Genomic DNA, 20,829 nt, shown 5'->3' with positions numbered 1-20,829 from the left:
ATTATAACGTACCCCCTCGGCAGGGCGCGTCTTGCTGCACTTCCCCGGCTCAGGCTTTTGCGAGCGGGAAGCGCACGGTTGCAGCCAGCCCGCCGAGCCGCTCGGACTTGTCGAGATGAAGCCGCGCGTCATGCCGCTCGGCGATCGCCTTGATGATCGCCAGCCCGAGGCCGCTGCCGGCGGCTTCGCTGCCGGCCACGCGATAGAAACGGTCGAACACGCGCTCGCGCTCTTCCGGGGGGATGCCCGGCCCGCTGTCCTCGACGCTGATCACGGCTGCGTCCTTCTCATGGCGCACCGCGATGTCGACCGTGCCGCCGTTCGGGGTGTACTTCACCGCGTTTTCGACCAGGTTGCGCAGCAGGATGTGCAGTGCGTCGGGCTGGCCTTCGATGCTGACGGCGTCCGCGTGCTGCAGGCCGAGGTCGACTTCCTTGGCTGTGGCCAGGCCCACCAGGTCGCCGACGGTACGGCGCGCCAGTTCGGCCAGCTCCACCGGGCGCGTCGCGGCGCCGTTCGCGGCCGAGGCTTCCTGGCGCGCGAGCACCAGCAACTGTTCCACCAGGCGTGTCGCGCGGTCGATGCCGGCGGTCAGGCGGCTGACGGCCACCTTGCGCGCCTCGGGCGTCTCGGCGCGGTCCAGGCTTTGCGCCTGCAGGCGCAGCGCTGCGAGCGGCGTGCGCAGTTCGTGGGCGGCGTCGGCGACGAAATGCTGCTGGGCGTCAAAGGCGGTGCGCACGCGCCCGAACAGCAGGTTCAGTTCGTGCACCAGCGGGCGCACTTCGTCGGGCAGGCCGGATTCGGACACGGGAGAGAGGTCGTCGGCCTGGCGCGAGGCGACCTGCGAGCGCACGCGCGCCACCGGTTCCAGCGAGCCACTCACCACCCACCAGACGACCACCATCAGGATCGGCATCATCACCGCGATCGGCCCGAGCGTGCGCAGCGCCAGGTTGCTGGCCATGTTGCGGCGCACGGCCAGGTCCTGCGCGACCTGCACGGTCTGGCCGTCGGTCTGGATCGAGAACACGCGGTAGGTGGTGCGGTTTGCCTTGACGTTGGAAAAGCCGAGCACGGCGCGCTGCGGCAGGCGCGCGCGCGACACGCTATGGAAGACCTGGACGCCGTCCGGGGACCACATCTGCACCACCAGGTCGTCGGTGCCGGGGCCGGTCTCGACGCGCCCCTCCCGGTTCTGGGCCTCGGTATTCGACAGCGGCGTGCTCGACCTCAGCGACAGCGCCATCTGCTGCATGTGGTAGTCGAAGATCTGGTCGGCGTCGTCGAGCGCCGTGTTGTAGGCGATGGAGGCCTGCGCCAGCGCCGCCAGCGTGATGGCTGCAAGCAGGAACCAGAGCAGGCGCCCGCGCAGCGAGTGGGTCACTTTCATGCCTTTGGCACCATGTAGCCGACGCCGCGCACGTTCTGGATCAGGTCGCTGCCGAGCTTCTTGCGCAGGCCGTGGATGTACACCTCGACCGCATTGCTGGAGACTTCATCGCGCCAGCTGTAGAGCTTTTCCTCGAGCTGGGCACGCGACAGCACTGCCCCTGGCCGGGACACCAGGGCTTCCAGCACGGCCCATTCGCGGGCCGACAGCGAGACCGGCGCACCGTCGACCAGGGTTTCGCGGGTGGCGGGGTTGATGGAGATGTTCTTGTATTCGAAGACCGGTTCGGCGCGCCCGGCGGCACGCCGCAGCAGCGCGCGGATGCGCGCCAGCAGCTCGTCGAGGTCGTAGGGTTTCAGGACGTAGTCGTCGGCGCCGGCGTCGAGCCCGGCGATGCGCTGGGCCACCGAATCGCGCGCGGTGGCCACCAGCACCGGGGTGCGGTCCTTGCGGGTGCGCATCGCGCGCAGGACGTCGAGGCCGTCTTTCCTCGGCAGGCCGAGGTCGAGCAGCACCAGGTCGTAGTTCTGGTTCTGCACCAGGGCCGTGTCGGCCATTTCGCCGTCCTTCACCCAGTCGACGGCGTAGTGTTCGGCCCGCAGCAGGTCGAGCACCACTTCGCCGATCATCGTATCGTCTTCCACCAGCAGCAGCCGCATATCGTTTCCTGTCCCTGTTACCCGGCCGCGCTGGAGGACGCTACGCGTACTTAGCCAATCCGCACCGGAATGAAGATTCTGTCACTCCCGCGCTGGATCAGCAAGGCTACCGACTTGGTGGACTTGCTCACCATGTCGCGCACCTGCGCGACGGTCGAGACCGGCTTGCCGTTCACCGACAGCAGCACGTCGCCCGGCTGGATGCCGGCAGCAATCGCCGCCCCGGCCGCATCCTCGACCACGAGGCCCGACGGCAGGCCGCTCTGGCGGCGCTCGATCGGTTCCAACGGACGCAGGGCCAGGCCCAGCTTGGCGCCGCTGTCGTTGGCAGCGAGCTCCGCGCGCTCGGCGGGAGCGGGCTTGTCGCTGGCATTCGCAAGGACTGCGTTCAGGCGCACGATCTTGCCATCGCGCCAGACGTCGAGCGCGACCCGGTCGCCGGGCTTCGCCATGGCCAATATGCCCGGCAGATCGCGCGAGCCGATGATCGGCTGGCCGTTCACCTTGCGCACCACGTCGCCCGACTTCAGGCCGGCGCGTTCGGCGGCGCTGCCGCGTTCGACATTGGCGATCAGGGCGCCTTCGGGCGAATCGAGGTTGAAGGAATCGGCAAAGCCCTGGTCCACTTCCTGGATCGAGACACCGAGTTTCACGTGCTGCACCTTGCCGGTGGCGACGATCTGGTCCTTGATGCGCACCGCGACGTCCATCGGGATCGCGAACGACATGCCCATGTAGCCGCCGGTCTGGCTGTAGATCTGCGAATTGATGCCGACCACTTCGCCCTTCGTGTTGAACAGCGGTCCGCCCGAGTTGCCGGGGTTGATCGCGACGTCGGTCTGGATGAACGGCACATTGCTGTCGTCCTGCAGGCTGCGCCCGGTGGCGCTCACGACGCCGGCAGTGACGGTCGACTCCAGGCCGAACGGCGAGCCGATGGCCAGCACCCATTCGCCGACCTGCAGCGAGCGCGAGCTGCCGATCGGTACGGTCGGCAGGTTCTTGGCGTCGATCTTCAGCACCGCGACGTCGGTGGCAGTGTCGGAACCGAGCACCCTGGCGCGGAATTCGCGCCGGTCGGCCAGCTTGACGGTGACTTCGCTGGCGCCGCGCACCACGTGCGCGTTGGTAAGGATGACGCCGTCCGGGCTTACGATGAAGCCCGATCCGGCGCCGAAAACGGGAGCGCCACCCCGGGAACCGCGCGGGTCCTGGAACTGGCGGAAAAAGTCATAAAGCGGGTGGCTCGGGTCGACCTGCGGTATGTTGCCCGCGCTGGTCTTGGTGCTGCCCATGACGCGGATATTCACAACCGCCTTGCCGTTCTGCTTGGCGATGCGGGTGAAGTCGGGCAGCGTGACGGTGGCAGCCGGAGCGCCTGCAACAGCCGGAGGCGCGGTGACCGGAGCGGGCGCAGGCGCCGCCGCAACGGCCGGCGCTGCCTGGGCAGTGGCGTTGTTATGGTTGACTGTAATCGCACCGACCGCGCCGCCGATTACGCCCGCCGCGCACAGCGCCAGCGTGAGACGTTTTGCGGTGATGGCGGTAACTGCACCTTCGTTTTGCATGGACGTGCTCCTGGATCAAAGGGTTGGTCGATAACGGTGTATCGATGTTTGATAGTGTCGCCGATCAGTCTTAGAACATTCTTAAAACTCATCTTTAGCCAGGTTTTCGTAGGGTGGACGGCTCCGCCGTCCACGCGTTCAACGGTAGCGAGTGCAGACGCACCGTGGTTAGCACACGTCCGCTGAACGCATGGACCGGGAACCCGTCCACCCTACAACTACCAGGCGTAAAAAAGGGCGCCCCGACTGCAGGCACCCTCTTTCGCTACGACCGCTGAATCATTACGCGGCCTGGCGCTGCTCGATCTGCTGGACGTTGTCCACGGTGCCATTCGCGTCGCCGATGGCGATCTTGCGTGGCTTGAGCGCTTCAGGCACTTCGCGCACCAGGTCGATGGTCAGCATGCCGTTGTCGAAGGACGCGGTGGTGACCTTCACGTGGTTCGCCAGCTGGAAGCGCTGTTCGAAGTCGCGGGCGGCGATGCCACGGTGCAGGTAGGTGCGCTCGGTGGCGTCCTTCTGCTTGCGGCCGGTCACGTGCAGGGTGTCGCGCTCGGAGACGATTTCCACTTCGTCACGGGAAAAGCCTGCCAGCGCCATCACGATGCGGTACTTGTCTTCGGCAAGCAGCTCGACGTTGTACGGCGGGTAGCTCGGCTGCGACTCGGCGCGTTGCTCGAGCAGAGTGGCCAGGCGGTCGAAACCGATGGCGGAACGATACAGGGGAGCGAGGTCAAAAGTACGCATGATAAATATCCTTTAAAGTTAAGCGATAAGTTGACGGACCTCATCGTGAGCATCCGTTGGAACCAATCTAATGCCACCCCAGCAGGTTTTCAAGGGATACGAAATACGGATTTTTAGCACGCCTTGCAAATTTTATTTGCATCGATGTTTCATAGTTTTGCGCAATTACCTGCGTGCTACACTCGCTCGCTTAGTTGCTCCGCCTATTGCTCCCCTCGCTATTCCGATCGTTACCCACACCGCCCAGAAGATGACCGCTCACGCCCCGTTTTCGCTTTTACGCTCATTCCCCGCCAAGACCGCTTCCAGCCTCGCCCTCGCCCTCGCGCTGGCCTTCCCGGCGCAGGCCGCCGTGCCCGCCCCGGTCGACCAGCCCTATCCCGGCACCATCGTGCTGAAGGTCGATGCGACCAACCTCTCGCAGCAGATTTTCCGCATGCGCATGAGCGTGCCGGTCAAGCCCGGCCCGATGACCTTCCTGTACCCGCAATGGCTGCCGGCGAACCACGGGCCGAGCGGTCCCCTCACCCAGCTCGCGGGACTGAAGTTCAGCGCCAACGGTAAACCTCTGGCGTGGACGCGCGACCCGGTCGAGGTCTTCGCCTTCCACGTGGTCGTGCCCGAAGGCGTCAGCACGCTGGAAGCCGAATACCAGTTCCTGTCGCCGCTCGACCCTGCCCAGGGCCGCATCGTCATGACCGACGACATCCTCGGCCTGCAATGGCCGTCGGTGACGCTGTACCCGGCCGGTTACGTGGCGCGCCGCATCACGGTGCAGCCGTCGCTGACGCTCCCCGCCGGCTGGCAGTACGGCACCGCGCTGGAGACGGCGGAACGTAAGGGCGACGAGATCCAGTTCAAGGCGCACGACCTGGAAACCCTGATCGATTCGCCGCTCTTTGCCGGCCGCTATTTCAAGCAGTACGACCTCGATCCCGGCGCCAAGGTGCGCGTGTCGCTGAACGTCGTGGCCGACAATCCGGAGAGCCTGGAAGCCAAGCCCGAGCAGATCGCCGCGCACCGCGCGATGGTCGACCAGGCCCTCAAATTGTTCGGTTCCCACCACTACCAGCACTACGACTTCCTGCTCGCCCTGTCGGACGAATTCGGCGGCATCGGCCGCGAGCACCACCAGTCGAGCGAGAACGGCGTCAAGCCTGGCTACTTCACGGACTGGGCGCGCAGCGAAGCCGGACGCGACCTGCTGCCGCACGAGTACACGCACTCGTGGAACGGCAAGTTCCGCAGGCCAAACGGGCAGGACGTCCCGAACTTCAACACCCCGCTGCAGAACAACCTGCTGTGGGTGTACGAGGGCCAGACCCAGTACTGGGGCAGCATCCTCGGCGCCCGTTCGGGCCTGGTCGCGCAGGCGAGTGCGCGCGATGCGCTGGCCCTGACTGCGGCGCGCTACGACAACACGGGTGGACGCGCCTGGCGCGCGGTGCAGGACACGGTGAACGACCCGATCATCGCCGGCCGCCGCGCGCTGGCCTGGAGCAACTGGCAGCGCAGCGAGGATTACTACTCTGAAGGCGCCCTGATCTGGCTCGACGTCGACACCAAGATCCGCGAACTCTCCGGCGACAAGCGCTCGCTCGACAACTTCGCACGCGCCTTCTACGGCATCAACAACGGCAGCATGCTCCCGGCCTTCTACAGCTTCGAGGACGTGGTCGCCGCGTTGACCAGGGTGCAGAAATTCGACTGGGCGCCCTTCCTGCGCGCGCGCCTCGATGGCAACGGCCCGGGCGCCCCGCTCGACGGCTTGAAGCGCGCCGGCTGGAAGCTGGTCTACACCGACACCCCGACCGACTATCTCAAGGCCAGCGAGGAACGCAGCAAGTCGACCGATTTGAGCTATTCGCTGGGCTTCTCGGTCGGCGCCGACGGTGGCGTGCGTAACGTGATCTGGGACGGCGTCGGTTTCCGCGCCGGCCTGGCCGGCAACACGACCATCGTCGCAGTGAACAACAAGGTGTTCAAGCCGGAAGTGCTGAAGGCGGCCATCAAGGCGGCAAAGGACGGCAAGGCGCCGATCGAGCTCTTGGTCAGGAAAGGCAACAACCTGCGCACGATCCCGCTTGACTATCAGGGCGGCCTGCGCTACCCGCGCCTGGAACGGATCCCCGGTACCCCGGATCGGTTGGAGGCGATTTACAAGGCGCTGAAGTAATTTGGGGTCGGTGGTATGCTCCCAACATGACTACCGATACCGACATTGAACTGTCCGGCCCGTTCAAGGCCAGTGACAGCACAGGCCGTTCCCACGACGTCAAGGCGATCCGCATTTTCGACGAGGGCTACGGGATTATCGACGTGTACGTGGACTTTGCAGCGCCCATCGATGGTGGGCTCTACAAGGACAGCGTACTGGTGAAGCAGATCGTCGAGCGCCTGCGCGGGCTCGGGTACAAGGGGCCGGATTTCGGCCACAGCGACCCGGGGCTGCAGGACCGCAAGCTGATCGTGCTCGAGGCGCCGGAAGAGTTCGCGGCGTTTGCCAAGAGCCGCGGGTGGAAGAACCTGGCGGAAGAGTTCGACGAGTAAACCGTAGGGTGGACGGCTCCACCCGACAATCGGCATGCTCGCGGCCATTGCGCCGTCCACGCGTTCAAATCACGCATGCACCAACGCGAGGTTTCTGAGGCCGCTTGAACGCGTGGACGGCATCAAGGCTGCGTGACCTCACGCGTCCGCATTTAGCCGTCGACCCTACGACGCGGCGCCGTTCAAGCCGCTTCGATATACCGCCCGCTCCACGCCGCGATCATCGCGGCCACATTTGCCGCGCCTTCCCTCCCCGTCACCAGGTGATCGACCCCGTCGAGCGACACGAAGCTCTTCGGGTACGCAGCCGTCCCGAAAATCCGCAATGCATTGGCTATCTCGACCGTATCGTCGCCCGGTGCATGCATCACCATCAGCGCGCGGCCCAGGCGGGCAATCCGCTCGGCCAACTGGTGCTGCGTCGCATCCTCCACGAACTGCTGGCGAATATTGAAGTTGCGCCCGGCCAGCTTCACGCGCGCCTCGCCAAGTTGGGCAATGGTGTCGAGGTGTTCGTGCAGCAATGCGTTGACCACATAATGCGGGTCGCTCGGCGAGGCGATCGTCACCACGGCTTTCGACTCCGGAATCCGATGCGCCGCAGCCAGCACGGCCGTGCCGCCCATGCTGTGGCCGACGAGCAGGCGCGGCGCCGCGAACTTCTCGCGCAGGAAATCGGCGGCGGCCACCAGGTCTTCCACGTTCGACGAAAAATTGGTGTCGCCAAACTCCCCGGCGCTCGCGCCCAAGCCCGCGAAATCGAAGCGCAGCATGCCGACGCCGTGCGCCGCCAGCCCTCCCGAAATGCGGTTCGCCGCCAGCACGTCCTTGCTGCAGGTGAAGCAGTGGGCGAAGACGCCGTAGGCGCGCGGCATCCCGTCGGGCAGGTCGAGCTTGCCCGAGAGTTTGCCGTGCGGGCCCTGGAATTCGACACGTTCGGTCAGCATGACTCCCCCCTGTTTTCAGAAGGCGCTACTCTGCACCGGATTGGCGGCAGGCGCAAGAAAGTGGTGTCTGTTCAAAATGTTTGCGCTCTTGTGACACATGTCGTATGCTTGCGTCATTAGTCACACTCAAAGAACACATCATGTCCATTCCATCGGTTACCGAACTGACCTTGCTGAAATGTTTGTGGAGGCAGCAGCCTTTGTCGGCGCGCGAGCTCCACGAGCAAGTTGCGCCAGAGCTGCAATGGTCGTTCTCGTCCACGCGCAAGACACTCGAGCGGATGGTGGAAAAAGGCATGGTCAATCTGCAGCTTGCGCACGGCGTGAACGTGTATGCGGCGGCGCTGGAAAAAATCGAGACCCTGGCCGCTTTTACACGCGATTTCGGGCGGCGCGTGATGGAGATGGACGAGCCGCTGCCCGTCAACATGTTCACGGGATCGAAGCTGGTCAATCACGCCGAACTGGCCGAGCTCGAGCAGCTGCTGCATGACTGGCCCGAGTCGAAAGAGTAAGCATGGCCTTCCCCAGCTTTCCCCTCATGTTCCTGCAGGCCAGCGTCACTGCACTAGTCACCTGCAGCGCCGCCTGGGCCTTCTTGCAACTGGCGCGCCGACGCTGGCCCAGCCTGGACGCGCGGCGCACGCCATGGCTGCTCGCCCAACTGGCCGGCGCCATGACGCTGGTCGTGGTGACCCTGCCCGCCTCTTCGCGCCTGAGCCTGTTCGCCGCCGCGCCGCAGCCTGCGCTGGCGGAACTGGCATGGCATTTGCCGGGCAACGGTGTCGCAGGCTTCCAGGGTGGCGTCGACGCGCTCTCCGCCGACGCGATGCTGCCGGTGTTGCCAACGCTTGCCTGGCTCTGGCTGGCTTGCTGGTTCGCCGGCGCGGCATGGCATGGGTGGCGCTGGCGGCGCGTACAGCGCGACCTGCGCTCGCTTCTGTCCGTTGCGGATCGCCTGGACGGCCCTGCCCTGCATGCCCACCCCGCTTTCGGCCGGCATCAGGGCGCCCTGCCGCCCGTGCTGGAAGTCGATGCGCCGGTTTCCCCGTTGCTGGCCGGCCTGTTTCATCCTGTCCTGCTGCTGCCGCGCCACATGCGCGCCCTGCCGCCGGCGCAGCAGGGATTGATCGTCGCGCACGAGCTGATGCACCTGCGCCGCCGCGACCACCTCTGGCAGCATGCCGGCACGCTGTTGCAGGTGTTCCTGTGGTTCGTTCCCCCTGTGCGCCGCCTGAATGAGGCCCTCCAGTGGGCCCTGGAACTGGGTTGCGACCGTGCGGTGCTGGCGGGTCGCCCGGACAGCGAACGCCGCAGCTATGCCGCCGCCTTGCTGGCGCAACTGGCCGTGCAGGCAAGGGCCGCAGGCACGCCCCCGGCCGCGCTGGCATTCGGTGCGCGCAATGTGTGCGGTGTGCAGGCCGTGGCCGAGCGCATCCGTTTGATCCGTGACGCACAGCCCCTGTCATATATCGGTTTCGCGAGTGTGACCGCCCTGCTGCTGCCGGCCCTGTGCGGCGCCAGCGTGCTGCTGCAGCCGCAGTTCGCATGGAGCGAGACCGCGGAAGCGTTGTCCACGGCGCGCGCCGATTACATCACGCAACCCGGCGCGGCATGGCAAGCTCCCCTCGCAACACTGCGAGTGACGGGAGAGTTCGGCTCCACCAACCGCCCCGGCGGCAAACCGCACAAGGGCATGGACTTCGGCGCGCCACGCGGGACGGCCGTGGTGGCGCCGGCTGACGGCAGGGTCGCCGTCTCTACCGATCGCTACGATGGGGGCGCGCGCTACGGCAAGGTCGTCGTCATCGAGCATGCCAGCGGCACGCGTACCTTGTACGCCCACCTGGACGGACGCATGGTCCAGGCCGGCGACATCGTGCGCGCCGGACAGCAAATCGCCTTGTCGGGCGCCACGGGCAAGGTAACCGGTCCCCACCTCCACTTCGAGGTCTCGCGCGGGGGCGCGCATATCGACCCGCAAGCCGTGCTGGGAGGCGCCCTGGCGCCCCCGCAACGCTGACCGCCCGCTGCGCCAGCCGGCGCAGCCCCCGCAGCTCCTTTTACCACCGATGCCAGACAATGCCCTTTGAAGATGGGCAGGGCGGAGCATTTTCAACAATCCGGAAAAACTGCATGACGCTGACCTCCCCTGCCTCCCGCAACTTCGGAATCGACTGCCTGCGTGGCCTGGCCATCCTGCTGGTGATTGTCCATCATCTCGCATTGCCGTTCCGCCTGCCGCTGGGACCGAGCCTGCTGGGCGAATGGCTACCCAAGCGGCTGGTCGACGCCATCAGTTTCAACGGCTACGAGGCGGTCTTCATCTTCTTCGTGATCTCGGGCTTTCTCATCACGACGCGCATCATCGACCATGACGGCGACCTCGGGTGCGTCAACCTGCGCCGCTTCTACGCGGCCCGCGCGCTGCGCATCCTGCCCCTGCTGGGCGTGGTGCTGGCGCTCCTGACGCTGCTGGCTTTGCTGGGCGTGCCGGGATTCGTGCCCGAAACCGGGCAGCAGACCATTGGCGGCTTGCTGGGCTCGGCGCTGACCTTCACGTTTAACTGGTACGAAGGCCGCACCGGCTGGGCGCCGGCGGGCTGGGACGTTCTCTGGTCGCTGTCGATCGAAGAGGTGTTCTACCTGGGCTTCCCCCTGCTGTGCCTGTGGCTGCCGCGCCGGCTGCTGGTCGCACTGCTGCTGGTGTGGGCGCTGGGCCTGATGCCGCTGCGGGGGCTGGTCCCCGTCAGCGAGGAAGTCTGGTTCGAAAAGGCTTACCTGCCGGGCATGGCGGCGATCGCCTGGGGCGTCCTGGCCGCCATGCTCGCGCGGCGCTGGCGTCCCCGCTTGCGTCCTGGTATGCGCGTCCTGGGTGCGCTGGGGCTTGCGGGCGCATGCTGCATCGTGCTGGTGCTTGGCTGGCCCGGCCTCGTGCATCGCCACCTGTTCAAGTCTGGCCTGTACATCCTTTGCCTGGGGACCTGCCTGATGCTGCTCGCTTTCCACGCCCGGCCGCCCGCTCCCAGGTGGGGCCTGCGCTGGCTGGCCCGGATGGGAAGCCTGAGCTATGAGCTCTATCTCTCCCATATGTTGATCGTGCTCGCTACCGTGGGCCTGTATCGCGCGCTGCTGGGCGAGGTGCAGACCTGGACCTTTACCGTCTACCTGCCCGTGCTGGCCTGCTGCCACTTCCTGGCGCTGATGCTGGAACGTGTGGCCAGGAGGCTGACATCCCGTGCGGGGCACGGCTCATAACCCATACTCACCACGAATACCACCCATGCGAATCATTCGAACCCGCAGCGCCGGCGCGCTGCTGCTGGCAGCGCACGCCTGTGCGTCAGCCCAATCCCCCTCCCAGCCGATGCAGCAGGTCCTCATCAGTGCCGGCGCCAGCGACGGGCGAGCGCAATCGACGACGACCGCCATCGTCGTCGGCCGCGACGAACTCCTGCGCCAGGGCGACGCCAGCCTGGCCGAGGTGCTCAAGCGCCAGCCCGGCATCACTGTCGACGCCAGCCCCGGCAAGGCGCCCGCGATCCGCATGCGCGGCATGGGCGGCGGCTATGTCGCGATCCTGCTCAACGGCCTGCCCGCTCCCAGCGATTTTTCGCTCGAATCGATCAGTCCCGACCTGATCGAGCGCATCGAAATCGGCCGCGCTCCCACCGCCGAGACCAGCAGCCAGGCCGTGGCCGGCACCATCAACGTGATCCTGCGCCGCGCCGGCCCGGCAAAAGGCGCCGCGAACGAGGTCAAGGTGGGCAGCGCCTTCGTTCGCGGCGCGCTGGGACCCCGAGTAGCGCCACAGCTGGTGGCCCAGCACAGCGGCCGCCAGGGCGCACTTGCGTACACAGTAACCGCGACGCTCCGGCGCCACGAGAACCCGATCGCGGCCGTCACTGTCGAAGAAGGAACGCAGCCTGCCCTGCTGCGCCGCACGGTGTGGACCGACCACCAGGTCGAAGACATGCTGGAACTGGCGCCGCGCCTGTCGTGGCAGCCGAGCGCCGCCGACACCATCACGTCGCAAAGCTACCTGCGCCGGCGCCACATGGACAACATCAAGCGCGAGAGCGAGACCACCGACATCGGCACCCCGACCGCCTTTCCGCGCGCCCTCCAGTCGTATGAGACGCGTCCGCTGCACGCGTATGCCGATGCGGCCTGGACGCGCAAGCTCGATGCCGGCGCCCGCCTCACTGCAAAACTGGCGGGCTTCTACACGACCCGCGACGCCGATTTTGCTTACCGCGGCATGGACCTGCGCGACACCCTGCTCGCACTGCACCGCGTCGCCTCCGGCCCGGCCGAGCGCGAATGGACCTTCAACGGCAGCTGGCGCCGCCCGCTGTGGGACAAGCATGCGCTGGCCGCCGGCTGGGAGTTCGGCCGCAAGGCGCGCCGCGAATACCGCCGCGAGCTACAGACCGACGCCGGCGGCGCGCTGCTCCTCGCCAGCGACGAGAACTACCGCGCGCAGGTCTCGCGCAGCGCCTTCTTCATCCAGGACGAGTGGGACATCGATGCCGCCTGGTCCGGCTATGTCGGCCTGCGCCGCGAAGTGCTGCATACGACTGGCGAAGGCAATGCCGCGGCGCCGGTCGACGTCGACGCAGGGGCCTGGAGTCCGACCTTCCAGCTGCTGTTCAAGCCGCAGCGCCCCGAGGGTGACAGCGGGCCGCGCGACCAGTTCCGCCTGGCCGCGAGCCGCACCTACAAGACGCCGAACATCGTCCAGCTGATGCCGCGCCGCTACACGGTCGACAACAACAACAGCGCCACCAACCCGGACCAGCAGGGCAACCCGGCGCTGCGCCCGGAACTGGCCTTCGGCATCGACCTCGCCTGGGAACGCTACATGGGCAAGGGCGAGATGGTGAGCGTCAGCGCTTTCCGCAAGCGCATCCGCGACATCACGCTCCTGCGCATCGGCGAGCGCAACGGCGTCTGGACCGCCACCCCGGAAAACCAGGGCGACGCGACGGTGCAAGGCATCGAATTCGAGGGCAAGGCAACGCGCGGAGCGTTCGCGGCCCGGGTCAACCTGGCGCGCAACTGGTCGCACATCGACAGCGTGCCGGGGCCGGACAATCGCATCGAAGGCCAGGCGCCCTACAGCGGCAACCTCGGGCTCGATTACGCGTCGGCGGCCAGGCGGCTCGACCTGGGCGGCACCTGGACGTATCGCGCACGGGTGGCCAGCCGCTCGAGCGCGTCGATTTCCAGCGACAACGGCGCCCGGCGCCAGCTCGACCTGTATGCGGTATGGAAGCGCGATGCGCAGTCGCGACTGAGGCTGTCGGTGTCGGACCTGCTGCACCAGGATTACCGGGAACGCCTGGTCCACGACAGTGGCAGCCGCCTCGGCCGCACGACTACTTACAGCATGCGTCCGGTGTGGCGGCTGATGTGGGAACAAGCGTTATGACGGGGCGCCGCGGCGATGAAATGGTCGCGGGCCCGAACCGATCGGGCTGGATTCAATACGCAACTATGGAGTTTTTGTTAGGCGCTCTAAGCCTTCGTAGGGTCGGCGCGGCTGGCTGTGGCCCACCAGCAGGCGCGGCGCCGCGAACTTCTCGCGCAGGAAATCGGCGGCGGCCACCAGGTCTTCCACGTTCGACGAAAAATTGGTGTCGCCAAACTCCCCGGCGCTCGCGCCCAGGCCCGCGAAATCGAAGCGCAGCATGCCGATTCCCTGCGCGGCCAGTCCTCCCGAAATGCGATTCGCCGCCAGCACATCCTTGCTGCAGGTGAAGCAGTGAGCGAAGACGCCATAGGCGCGCGGCATCCCGTCGGGCAGGTCGAGCTTGCCCGAGAGTTTGCCGTGCGGCCCCTGGAATTCGACACGTTCGGTCGGCATGACTCCCCCCCCCTGTTTTCAGAAGGCGCTACTCTGCACCGGATTGGACGCTGATGCGAGCAAGTGCAGCGCCGCGGTCACGCATGGCACCTGGACAAGCGGCACACTCTTGTGGATATGGTTACTATCAAGCTTTATGACCATCGTGAATAACCAAGCGCGATGACCACAAGGTACAGCGGCTTCATTGCTGGAACCTTGAAGGGCGCGACCGACGTCGGCGCGCTTGCGTACGGGCTTGCTCCCGACACCCCCTGCGCGGCTGTCGTACCGTCGAGATATGAGACTGCCTGCCAAAACTCCGCCAGCGCGACGCGCTCTACCCAGTCGAGTACGGCGGCGCCGCTGGAGGATGGCGCGCACGTGCCCACGAAATCATCTTCGGCATCGATACACCGGCCGGGCGCGCGTTCGACATCGGCCTGGCGGTGGCGATTCTGCTTAGCATCCTGGTTGTCGTGCTCGACAGCGTGTCGGCGATCGGCGGCCCCTATGCGGAACCGATGTATCTCCTGGAGTGGTTCTTTACGCTGCTATTTACCGTCGAATATGCGGCGCGGCTGGCGACGGTACGGTATCCATTGCGCTATGCAATCAGCTTCTACGGTCTGATCGACCTTCTGTCGCTCCTGCCGACCTACATTTCGCTGCTGCTGCCGGGAAGCGAAGCCTTGCTTGACATCCGCATCCTGCGCCTGCTGCGCGTGTTGAGGATTTTCAAGCTCACGCTGTACTTCGAGGAATATACGCGGCTGGGCGAGGCGCTGGCCGCAAGCCGGCGCAAGATCATGGTCTTCCTGTCAGTGGTGCTGATGGCCGTGCTCATCCTGGGCACCGTGATGTACGTGGTCGAGGGGCCGGAACATGGTTACACCAGCATCCCGACCGCCATGTACTGGGCGATCGTCACCATGACCACCGTCGGCTACGGCGACATCACCCCGCAGACCGCGGTGGGCAAGGCAATTGCCTCGTTCATGATGCTGCTCGGCTGAGGCATCCTGGCGGTGCCGACCGGCATCGTGACAGCCGAAATGACGGCGCTTCGGAATGACCGGCGCCGCGGTACGCGCCCGCTGCTTGTTTGCGATGCGTGTGGCAGCAGCGGCCACGATGCCGGCGCGCGCTATTGCAAGGAGTGCGGCGCCGCCTTGCCCGTGGCCGTTTCTGGGGGCTAAAGAGCCTTCTCGAGCTGGTCGCCTTCGACGCCGGGCTTCAGCTTGCCAGAGCGCCTGCGAATTGCCTTGTTCCTCGAGTGTCTTCGCCTTAGCGAGCGCCCCGGTGCTTCGTTCTGGGCGATCATGGTCACTCCACCGCCAGGAGACGCCATGACGACCGCCGCATCCCCCCGCCCGGCAGTATTGTTTTTCGACGTCAATGAAACCCTGCTCGACCTGGCTCCATTGGAAGCGAGCATCCGCACCGTCCTGCCGGGCCCCGATAGTCCGGATCTGTGGTTTTCCACCATGCTTCACTACTCCCTCGTCATGACCGTGGCCGAGCGCAAGGCCTTGCTGCCCGAGATTGGCGTCGCCGCACTGCGCATGCTGGCCGAGGGGCGCGGCATCGCTTTGTCGCAGCAGGCCGCGGAAGCGGCAGTCCGCCCGATCACCCGGCTGCCCGCGCATCCGGATGTGGCGCCCGCGCTGGCGCGCTTGCGGCAGGCCGGCCTGAGAATGGCCGCGCTGTCGAACTCCAGCACGATTGGCCTGCGCGCCCAGCTCGCCCATGCGGGCATTGCGCACTATTTCGATGCCCAGTTCAGTGTGCAGGACGCCGGGGTCTACAAGCCCCACCCGGCGGTCTACCAGCGTGCTGCCCGGCAGATGCGTGTCGGCCCCGGCCAAGCGATGCTGGTCGCGGCGCATGGCTGGGATGTCGCCGGCGCGGCCTGGGCCGGCTTGCGCACCGCCTTTGTGTGCCGCCCGGGCAAGGCTCCGTTTCCTCTTGCCGAACCGCCCGAGCTGGTCGTGCGTGACCTCGACGAACTGGCACGACGCCTGGAGGCGTGATACATGGCTGGTCCACGGAGACGGCAAGGCCTGTTTTCAAAAGGGCGCTACTCTGCACCGGATCGGGCAGGTGTGCAAGGGCGTGCCAGCATGTGTCACCATGCCCCTGGACTGGCCTTTCCTCCGTGTTCAAAATGTTTGCGCTCTTGCGACGCATGTCGTATGTGTGCGTCAGCACCTCCTTGCTGCAGGTGAGCAGTGGGCAAACACGCCATAGGCGCGCGGGCCGTATCGGGCGAATCGAGCTTGCCCGAGAGCTTCCCGTGCGGCCCCTTGAACACGACACGTTCAGTGGGCATGGAATCTCCTGCTTTGCCCAATCAAAGCGACGCTGGTGCCGCCGAATGCAAACGAGTTCGACATGACGGTGCGGATCGTCGCATCGGCACGTGCATGATTCGGTACGTAATCGAGATCGCATGCCGGGTCCGGCTGCAGCAGGTTGGCCGTCGGCGGCACGATACCGGCATCCATCGCGAGAATGGCGATGGCGAACTCCAGCGCCCCGGCGGCGCCAAGCAAGTGGCCGTGCAACGATTTGGTGGAACTGACCGGAATCCTGTAGGCCCGCTCTCCGAACACCTGCTTGATGGCGGCCGTTTCCACGGCATCGTTGGCGGGCGTCCCCGTGCCATGGGCGTTGATGTAATCCACCGATGCGGCGTCGATACGGGCGCTGGCCAGGGCCAGGGCCATGGCGCGGGCCTGCCCCTCCACGCTCGGATGGGTCAGGTGAACAACATCGGTCGTCAGCCCATAACCGGTGATTTCAGCGAGGATGACGGCATCGCGGGCCTGGGCGGACTCCCATTCCTCCAGCAGGAGCACGGCGGCGCCTTCACCGAGCACCATGCCGGTCCGGTCTTTCGAAAACGGTTTGCACGACGCGCTTGGGGCGCGCGGATCCGGCGTCGCGATGGTCCGGATCGCTTCCCAGGCTTTCATGGGGCCGAGGCACAAGGGCGCTTCGGTGCCGCCGGCGAGCATGACGTCGGCAGCGCCGCTGGCGATGCGCATTGCCGCCTCGCCGATGGCCACGGCCGATGACGAGCAGGCCGTCGTGAAGGTCAGGTTGGGGCCGGTGAATCCGTATTCGAGGCCGATCCAGGACGCGGCTGCGCTGTTCATCGCAAGCAGAACGCTGAAGGGCTTGATGCGATCCGACTGTTCGCCATACAAGGTGCGGTAACCGTCGTCCGTGCTCTGTGCTCCCCCCATGCCGGTCCCGATGAAGACCCCGACGCGCGAGGGGTCGAGCGTGGCAAGCGGCAGCCCTGCCTGGGCCAGTGCCTGGCGGCTGGCGTCGAGCGCGAAGTGGGTGGTCCGGTCCATCATGCGCGACTTGGCCGGATCGGCCACCGGTGCCGGCTCCGCTGCGGCCGGCGCGGCAATGGGACTGGCCAGCCGGGCGTACTCCGGCCCATCAAGCCGCCGAATGCCCGAGCGCGCCGCGGCCAGGCTTTCCAGCAAGGCCCAGGTGGAATTCCCGAGCGGCGATATGACGCCGATGCCGGTGACCGCCACCCTTCTCATGTCGCGGCTTGATGCGGCATCGCACCTGCCTGTTGTGCAATGAGCTTGTCGACGTAGCTCACCATGTCACGAATCGTGATGAGCGGCACCTGGTCGTTCGGCACCTTGATGTCGAACTCCTCCTCGATCTTGAACAGCAATTCCATGACGCTCAGGGAATCAATGCCCAGTTCATCGAGGCGGGCGTCGGGCTGCAGTGCCTCTACCGCAAGCTTGTGTTCGTCAGCAAGTATGCGGACCATGCGATCGTACGTATCCATGCACATTCCTTTGCGTGATTGTCGCTGTTTCCGGGGATCGTGCTTCATGCTCATGCATATTCGGCCGCCCTCTCGCTTCCGGCCAGGCCGGGACCGGGACGCACCTTGCCGCACCAGCGTGCAAACCGGGTCAACAATGCCGGATGGCGCTCCAGTGCGGGGAATATACCCTTGAGAAGATGAGGACGCATCGCCAGCTGCGCGTACAGCGCCGACAGGTGGATACGCCGGGCAAAATGGCGCTGCCATGCTTCGGCATAGGCCGCGTGAATGCCTACCTGCGCTTGACCATCGGCACGATGCGCCCCTTGGCCAAGCAGCGTGTCCGCCAGCAGGACGGCCGACTGGAGCGCCATGCTGATGCCTTCGCCAATGATCGGATGCGCTTCCCCGGCCGCGTTTCCAATTCGAAAGGCTCCTGCGTAGCGCCTGCCAAGATGAATGCCGGGGCGAATCGGCCCGGCGCCCAGCCATTTGCCAACTTGGACGCCGTCATCGAGCAGTGCGGCTGCCGCGCTGGCGTGACGCCTGACCCAGCCCTGCGCCGCTTCGGCCGGCGTCGTGTTCGGAAATTGAATACGTGCTTCCACCAGGGCGTCACGCCGCAGGCAAAAAGCGAAGGTGGCGCGTGCGCCACCGGCGATCACCATACCGCCATAGCCGCCCGGGAACGACAACACGGGAAGCACACCCTGGTCGAGCGATGCATTGGCAAAATTTGCCTTGAATGCGAACAGGTCCGATGGCCGGTGCCGGGAATCGCGTGGTGCACGCGGCCCGCCCTCCTGGAGTACCGGTGGTTCCCAGGAGCCATGCGCATCGATCACCAGCGCGGCGGCCAGCACGTATTCCCCAGTCCCGTCCCCCTGGCGAAGCCGGCATTGAAAATGGCCGGGTGGTCCGGCGATGCCGCACACCTGCCATGGCTGGAAGACCGACACGCCGCGACACCTGGCCTGTTCCAGCAACAGCGTATCAAGATGTTCGCGCCCGATGGCGAGGCCCCATTGGTGGACCGGATCTCTGAAAGCGGGCAGCGGCGCGCGCACGATGCGTGCGCCGCAAACGAGCGCCACCTGCCGCAAGGGCCGGCCGGCAAGCGGTCCGATGGCCTTGCCGATACCGAGCGCCTGCAGTATCGGCAGGTTGGTGGCGGAGATGCACTCGCCGCAGACCTTCCTTCTGGGGTAGGCCTGCTTTTCGACAAGCGCAACCCGCCAGCCGGCGTCGGCCAGCAGGATCGCCGCAGCGCTGCCCGCCGGGCCGGCACCGATCACGAGGGCATCGAACCCGGTCGTCATGTGCTGCTCCTGCGCCGTGCGCTGAACACATGGCTGAACAAGCCCGCGGAATGTTCGGCCAGCCGCCATGAGGGGCTGGCCGGCCACAACGAAGACAATTCCTTTCCCTGGAACCCCGCCTTGACGCTGGCTACTGCGTCAAGGCGGGTGACTTCATTGGCGCCGAGCAGCCCGACCAGGCGGCTGGCAAGGAGCGGCAATGGCGCGCGCCGGGGTTCGCATGCCACGAACAGGTCGGTGCGCGCACTGATCGCGTTGAACAGGCCGATGATCCGCTCGTCGTCGAAGTGATGGATGAACAGGTTGGCCAGCGCAATATCGAATTGATCACCGCTAGCGCCGGAAACCCAGTCGGCCACGTCGGCCTGCCTGAGCTCCACCGTCCACCCTGTCCTGGAGAAGGCATCGCGCGTGTGGGGTGCAACGCAACGCTGGCGATCGAGCAGGACGACGTGGACACCGGGCCATCGGGGGCCGAGCCGGTTTGCCAGGCGCAGCATCAGGCTACCGTCGCCGGCGCCGAATTCGATGATGCGTTTCGGGACGATAGCGTGAGCGCCCAATGCGCGGGCAAGGATCCCTGCTGCTCCCATGACGTAATTAATCCGCCCCAGGTCCTGGCGCGAGCGCACCGCGCGGGGATCGTCTTCGCGCAAATCGTCGAGGATTTCAGGTTCGAGCAGGCGCGGGAAGGATGGCTTCATCAGGTTTTTCCCGGCGCTTACTCGACCTTCAGCAATGCGCCATGACAGCTGAAGCCGGCGCCAAACGACGACAGCCACCAGTGGCCCCCTGGAGCATGGTCGCGCAGCGCTCCCTTGAGCACGAAATACACCGAAGCACTGCTGAGGTTGCCGAAGTCGCGCAGGACTGCCGTGCTGTAACGCAAGTCGTCCGGGTCCAGCTCCATCTGTTGTTGGAGCGCCACCAGGACATCCCTGCCCCCAGGATGCATGATCCAGGCCCGGATAGCGTCGCGCCGGGTTTCAGTGCGGCCGAGGCTCGTCTCCAGCACCTGCCCTGCATACTGCGCGGCCAGGCGCGGCACTTCCCGCGTCAACACGTTGCGCAGCATCCCCTGTCGCGATTCGAATTGCAGGCGATCGCGCCGCTCGGGAGCCACCAGCGACTCCGCATGCAGCCACTCGATCCTGCGCAAGCCGGCCTGCGGCTGGCGCGACAGCACCATTGCCCCCGCGCCGTCCCCGAACAGGCAGGCGCTGATGAGCACACCGGGGTCTTCGTCCAGGTACATGGCCGCGCTGCAGACTTCGACGCAGACCGACAGCACATGCCGGCACTGCCCTGCAAGGATCAATCCGTTCGCCAGGCGCATGTTCGGCAGGGCCGCGCCGCAGCCGTGGCCGACAAGGTCGAATGCCTGCACATCCTCGCGCAAACCCAGCTGCTCGATCACATAGCCGCTGAGGCCGGGGCACAGGTAGCCGGTGCATGTGCTGACAACGACCGCATCGATGTCCGCCGGCGCCAGCTTCGACAGCGCAAGCGCCTCCTTGCCGGCCTGCCTGGCCAGCGCCGGCGCGTGCGCCAGGAAACGCGCATGCAGGGCATCGGGGTCGATATGGAAGACATCGGTGAGCGAATCGACGGCAAGACGGCGCGACTCGATGCCGTTGTCGCGCAGCAGGACGGTCCTGGCAACGGCATGCGCACGCGGCCCGAGCCGTTCGAACCAGTCGGAGTCGGAAAAGGCATTCCAGCAGTCCAGCTTGGAATAGCTGTTTGGGGGGACCGCAGTTCCTATGCCGTTGACAAACATCAGGACACCCAGCCGATCACTTGACCCGACTGGTCCTTTAAAAAGACGCGCATGTCGATCCCTTGGCTGAGTTAATCCGAGTGTCTGATCTGGATTGCTATGCCGCATGAAAGCGGGCTTGTCCGAAGCTACAGCTAAGCTGGTTGCATATTAGCGCTAACCCTGCATGCGCTTCGCACATTTGGATTTCCACGACTCCGGCAGACATTTCGC

The 20,829-nt window shown here is 65.9% G+C and carries 19 protein-coding genes; 8 read left to right on the top strand and 11 right to left on the bottom strand.

From position 1 onward, the window contains the following. Positions 1–49: 49 nt before the first annotated feature. The 4 genes from ACFPN5_RS18395 to ACFPN5_RS18380 form a co-directional block, all read right to left on the bottom strand. Positions 50–1,390 carry an ATP-binding protein gene (locus ACFPN5_RS18395; protein ID WP_379785231.1) on the bottom strand — a complete coding sequence of 447 codons (1,341 nt, stop codon included), beginning with the start codon at positions 1,388–1,390 and terminating at the stop codon, positions 50–52. Then, positions 1,387–2,049, bottom strand: a complete 663-nt coding sequence (locus ACFPN5_RS18390; RefSeq protein WP_379785230.1) for a response regulator — start codon at positions 2,047–2,049, stop codon at positions 1,387–1,389. The genes ACFPN5_RS18395 and ACFPN5_RS18390 overlap by 4 nt, the downstream gene beginning before the upstream one ends. A gap of 50 nt (positions 2,050–2,099) precedes the next feature. Beyond that, positions 2,100–3,617, bottom strand: coding sequence for a Do family serine endopeptidase (locus ACFPN5_RS18385; RefSeq protein ID WP_379785229.1), 1,518 nt, complete (start codon positions 3,615–3,617; stop codon positions 2,100–2,102). 282 nt (positions 3,618–3,899) lie between these two features. After that, the gene (locus tag ACFPN5_RS18380) at positions 3,900–4,364 is read right to left on the bottom strand and encodes an Hsp20 family protein (protein ID WP_379785228.1); all 465 of its coding nucleotides are present in this window, start codon (positions 4,362–4,364) and stop codon (positions 3,900–3,902) included. Positions 4,365–4,614: 250 nt separating this feature from the next. Between ACFPN5_RS18380 and ACFPN5_RS18375 the strand changes: the two genes are divergently transcribed. Beyond that, a complete protein-coding gene (locus ACFPN5_RS18375; protein ID WP_379785227.1) occupies positions 4,615–6,540 on the top strand; it encodes a M61 family metallopeptidase in 1,926 nt (641 codons plus the stop codon). A 26-nt stretch (positions 6,541–6,566) separates the two neighbouring features. Continuing rightward, complete coding sequence (locus tag ACFPN5_RS18370) at positions 6,567–6,914, top strand: hypothetical protein (protein WP_379785226.1); 348 nt, start codon at positions 6,567–6,569, stop codon at positions 6,912–6,914. Positions 6,915–7,096: 182 nt separating this feature from the next. Here ACFPN5_RS18370 and ACFPN5_RS18365 read toward each other — a convergent pair whose 3' ends face one another. Further along, a complete protein-coding gene (locus ACFPN5_RS18365; RefSeq protein ID WP_379785225.1) occupies positions 7,097–7,861 on the bottom strand; it encodes an alpha/beta hydrolase family protein in 765 nt (254 codons plus the stop codon). A gap of 140 nt (positions 7,862–8,001) precedes the next feature. Between ACFPN5_RS18365 and ACFPN5_RS18360 the strand changes: the two genes are divergently transcribed. The 4 genes from ACFPN5_RS18360 to ACFPN5_RS18345 all read left to right on the top strand — a co-directional run bounded on the left by ACFPN5_RS18360 (position 8,002) and on the right by ACFPN5_RS18345 (position 13,295). Next, positions 8,002–8,376 (top strand): BlaI/MecI/CopY family transcriptional regulator, encoded by a 375-nt coding sequence (locus ACFPN5_RS18360; RefSeq protein WP_379785224.1) that lies wholly within the window; start codon positions 8,002–8,004, stop codon positions 8,374–8,376. Between the two features lie 2 nt (positions 8,377–8,378). Then, on the top strand, positions 8,379–9,884 hold the full coding sequence (locus ACFPN5_RS18355; RefSeq protein ID WP_379785223.1) for a M23/M56 family metallopeptidase: 1,506 nt from the start codon (positions 8,379–8,381) through the stop codon (positions 9,882–9,884). Between the two features lie 113 nt (positions 9,885–9,997). Then, on the top strand, positions 9,998–11,119 hold the full coding sequence (locus tag ACFPN5_RS18350; protein ID WP_379785222.1) for an acyltransferase family protein: 1,122 nt from the start codon (positions 9,998–10,000) through the stop codon (positions 11,117–11,119). 25 nt (positions 11,120–11,144) lie between these two features. After that, entirely contained in the window at positions 11,145–13,295 is a 2,151-nt protein-coding gene (locus ACFPN5_RS18345; protein WP_379785221.1) for a TonB-dependent receptor plug domain-containing protein, read from the top strand. Between the two features lie 63 nt (positions 13,296–13,358). Here ACFPN5_RS18345 and ACFPN5_RS18340 read toward each other — a convergent pair whose 3' ends face one another. Next, positions 13,359–13,730: a serine aminopeptidase domain-containing protein gene (locus tag ACFPN5_RS18340; RefSeq protein ID WP_379785220.1), complete on the bottom strand. Its 372-nt coding sequence runs from the start codon at positions 13,728–13,730 to the stop codon at positions 13,359–13,361. Positions 13,731–14,158: 428 nt separating this feature from the next. Between ACFPN5_RS18340 and ACFPN5_RS18335 the strand changes: the two genes are divergently transcribed. Together ACFPN5_RS18335 and ACFPN5_RS18330 are read left to right on the top strand one after the other, a co-directional pair. Beyond that, positions 14,159–14,725, top strand: coding sequence for an ion transporter (locus tag ACFPN5_RS18335; RefSeq protein ID WP_379785219.1), 567 nt, complete (start codon positions 14,159–14,161; stop codon positions 14,723–14,725). A gap of 333 nt (positions 14,726–15,058) precedes the next feature. Beyond that, the gene (locus tag ACFPN5_RS18330) at positions 15,059–15,742 is read left to right on the top strand and encodes a haloacid dehalogenase type II (protein WP_379785218.1); all 684 of its coding nucleotides are present in this window, start codon (positions 15,059–15,061) and stop codon (positions 15,740–15,742) included. 288 nt (positions 15,743–16,030) lie between these two features. On the opposite strand, the gene ACFPN5_RS18325 is transcribed toward ACFPN5_RS18330, so the two are convergent. The 5 genes from ACFPN5_RS18325 to ACFPN5_RS18305 are packed head-to-tail and all read right to left on the bottom strand — an operon-like array spanning position 16,031 to position 20,616. Beyond that, positions 16,031–17,275 carry a beta-ketoacyl-[acyl-carrier-protein] synthase family protein gene (locus ACFPN5_RS18325; RefSeq protein ID WP_379785217.1) on the bottom strand — a complete coding sequence of 415 codons (1,245 nt, stop codon included), beginning with the start codon at positions 17,273–17,275 and terminating at the stop codon, positions 16,031–16,033. Continuing rightward, positions 17,272–17,535, bottom strand: coding sequence for an acyl carrier protein (locus ACFPN5_RS18320; RefSeq protein WP_379785216.1), 264 nt, complete (start codon positions 17,533–17,535; stop codon positions 17,272–17,274). Before ACFPN5_RS18320 ends, ACFPN5_RS18325 begins: the two co-directional genes overlap by 4 nt. A 50-nt stretch (positions 17,536–17,585) precedes the next feature. Beyond that, positions 17,586–18,836, bottom strand: a complete 1,251-nt coding sequence (locus ACFPN5_RS18315) for an NAD(P)/FAD-dependent oxidoreductase (protein WP_379785215.1) — start codon at positions 18,834–18,836, stop codon at positions 17,586–17,588. After that, positions 18,833–19,540, bottom strand: a complete 708-nt coding sequence (locus tag ACFPN5_RS18310) for a methyltransferase domain-containing protein (protein ID WP_379785214.1) — start codon at positions 19,538–19,540, stop codon at positions 18,833–18,835. Before ACFPN5_RS18310 ends, ACFPN5_RS18315 begins: the two co-directional genes overlap by 4 nt. A 17-nt stretch (positions 19,541–19,557) precedes the next feature. After that, the gene (locus ACFPN5_RS18305; RefSeq protein WP_379785213.1) at positions 19,558–20,616 is read right to left on the bottom strand and encodes a type III polyketide synthase; all 1,059 of its coding nucleotides are present in this window, start codon (positions 20,614–20,616) and stop codon (positions 19,558–19,560) included. Positions 20,617–20,829: the final 213 nt, after the last annotated feature.

This window comes from Massilia niabensis (genome assembly GCF_042655085.1).
In the GTDB taxonomy this organism is placed as follows: Bacteria; Pseudomonadota; Gammaproteobacteria; order Burkholderiales; family Burkholderiaceae_D; genus Telluria; species Telluria niabensis.
The sequence above is the reverse complement of the archived record's forward strand: the minus strand, read 5'-3'. Positions and strand labels throughout refer to the sequence as shown.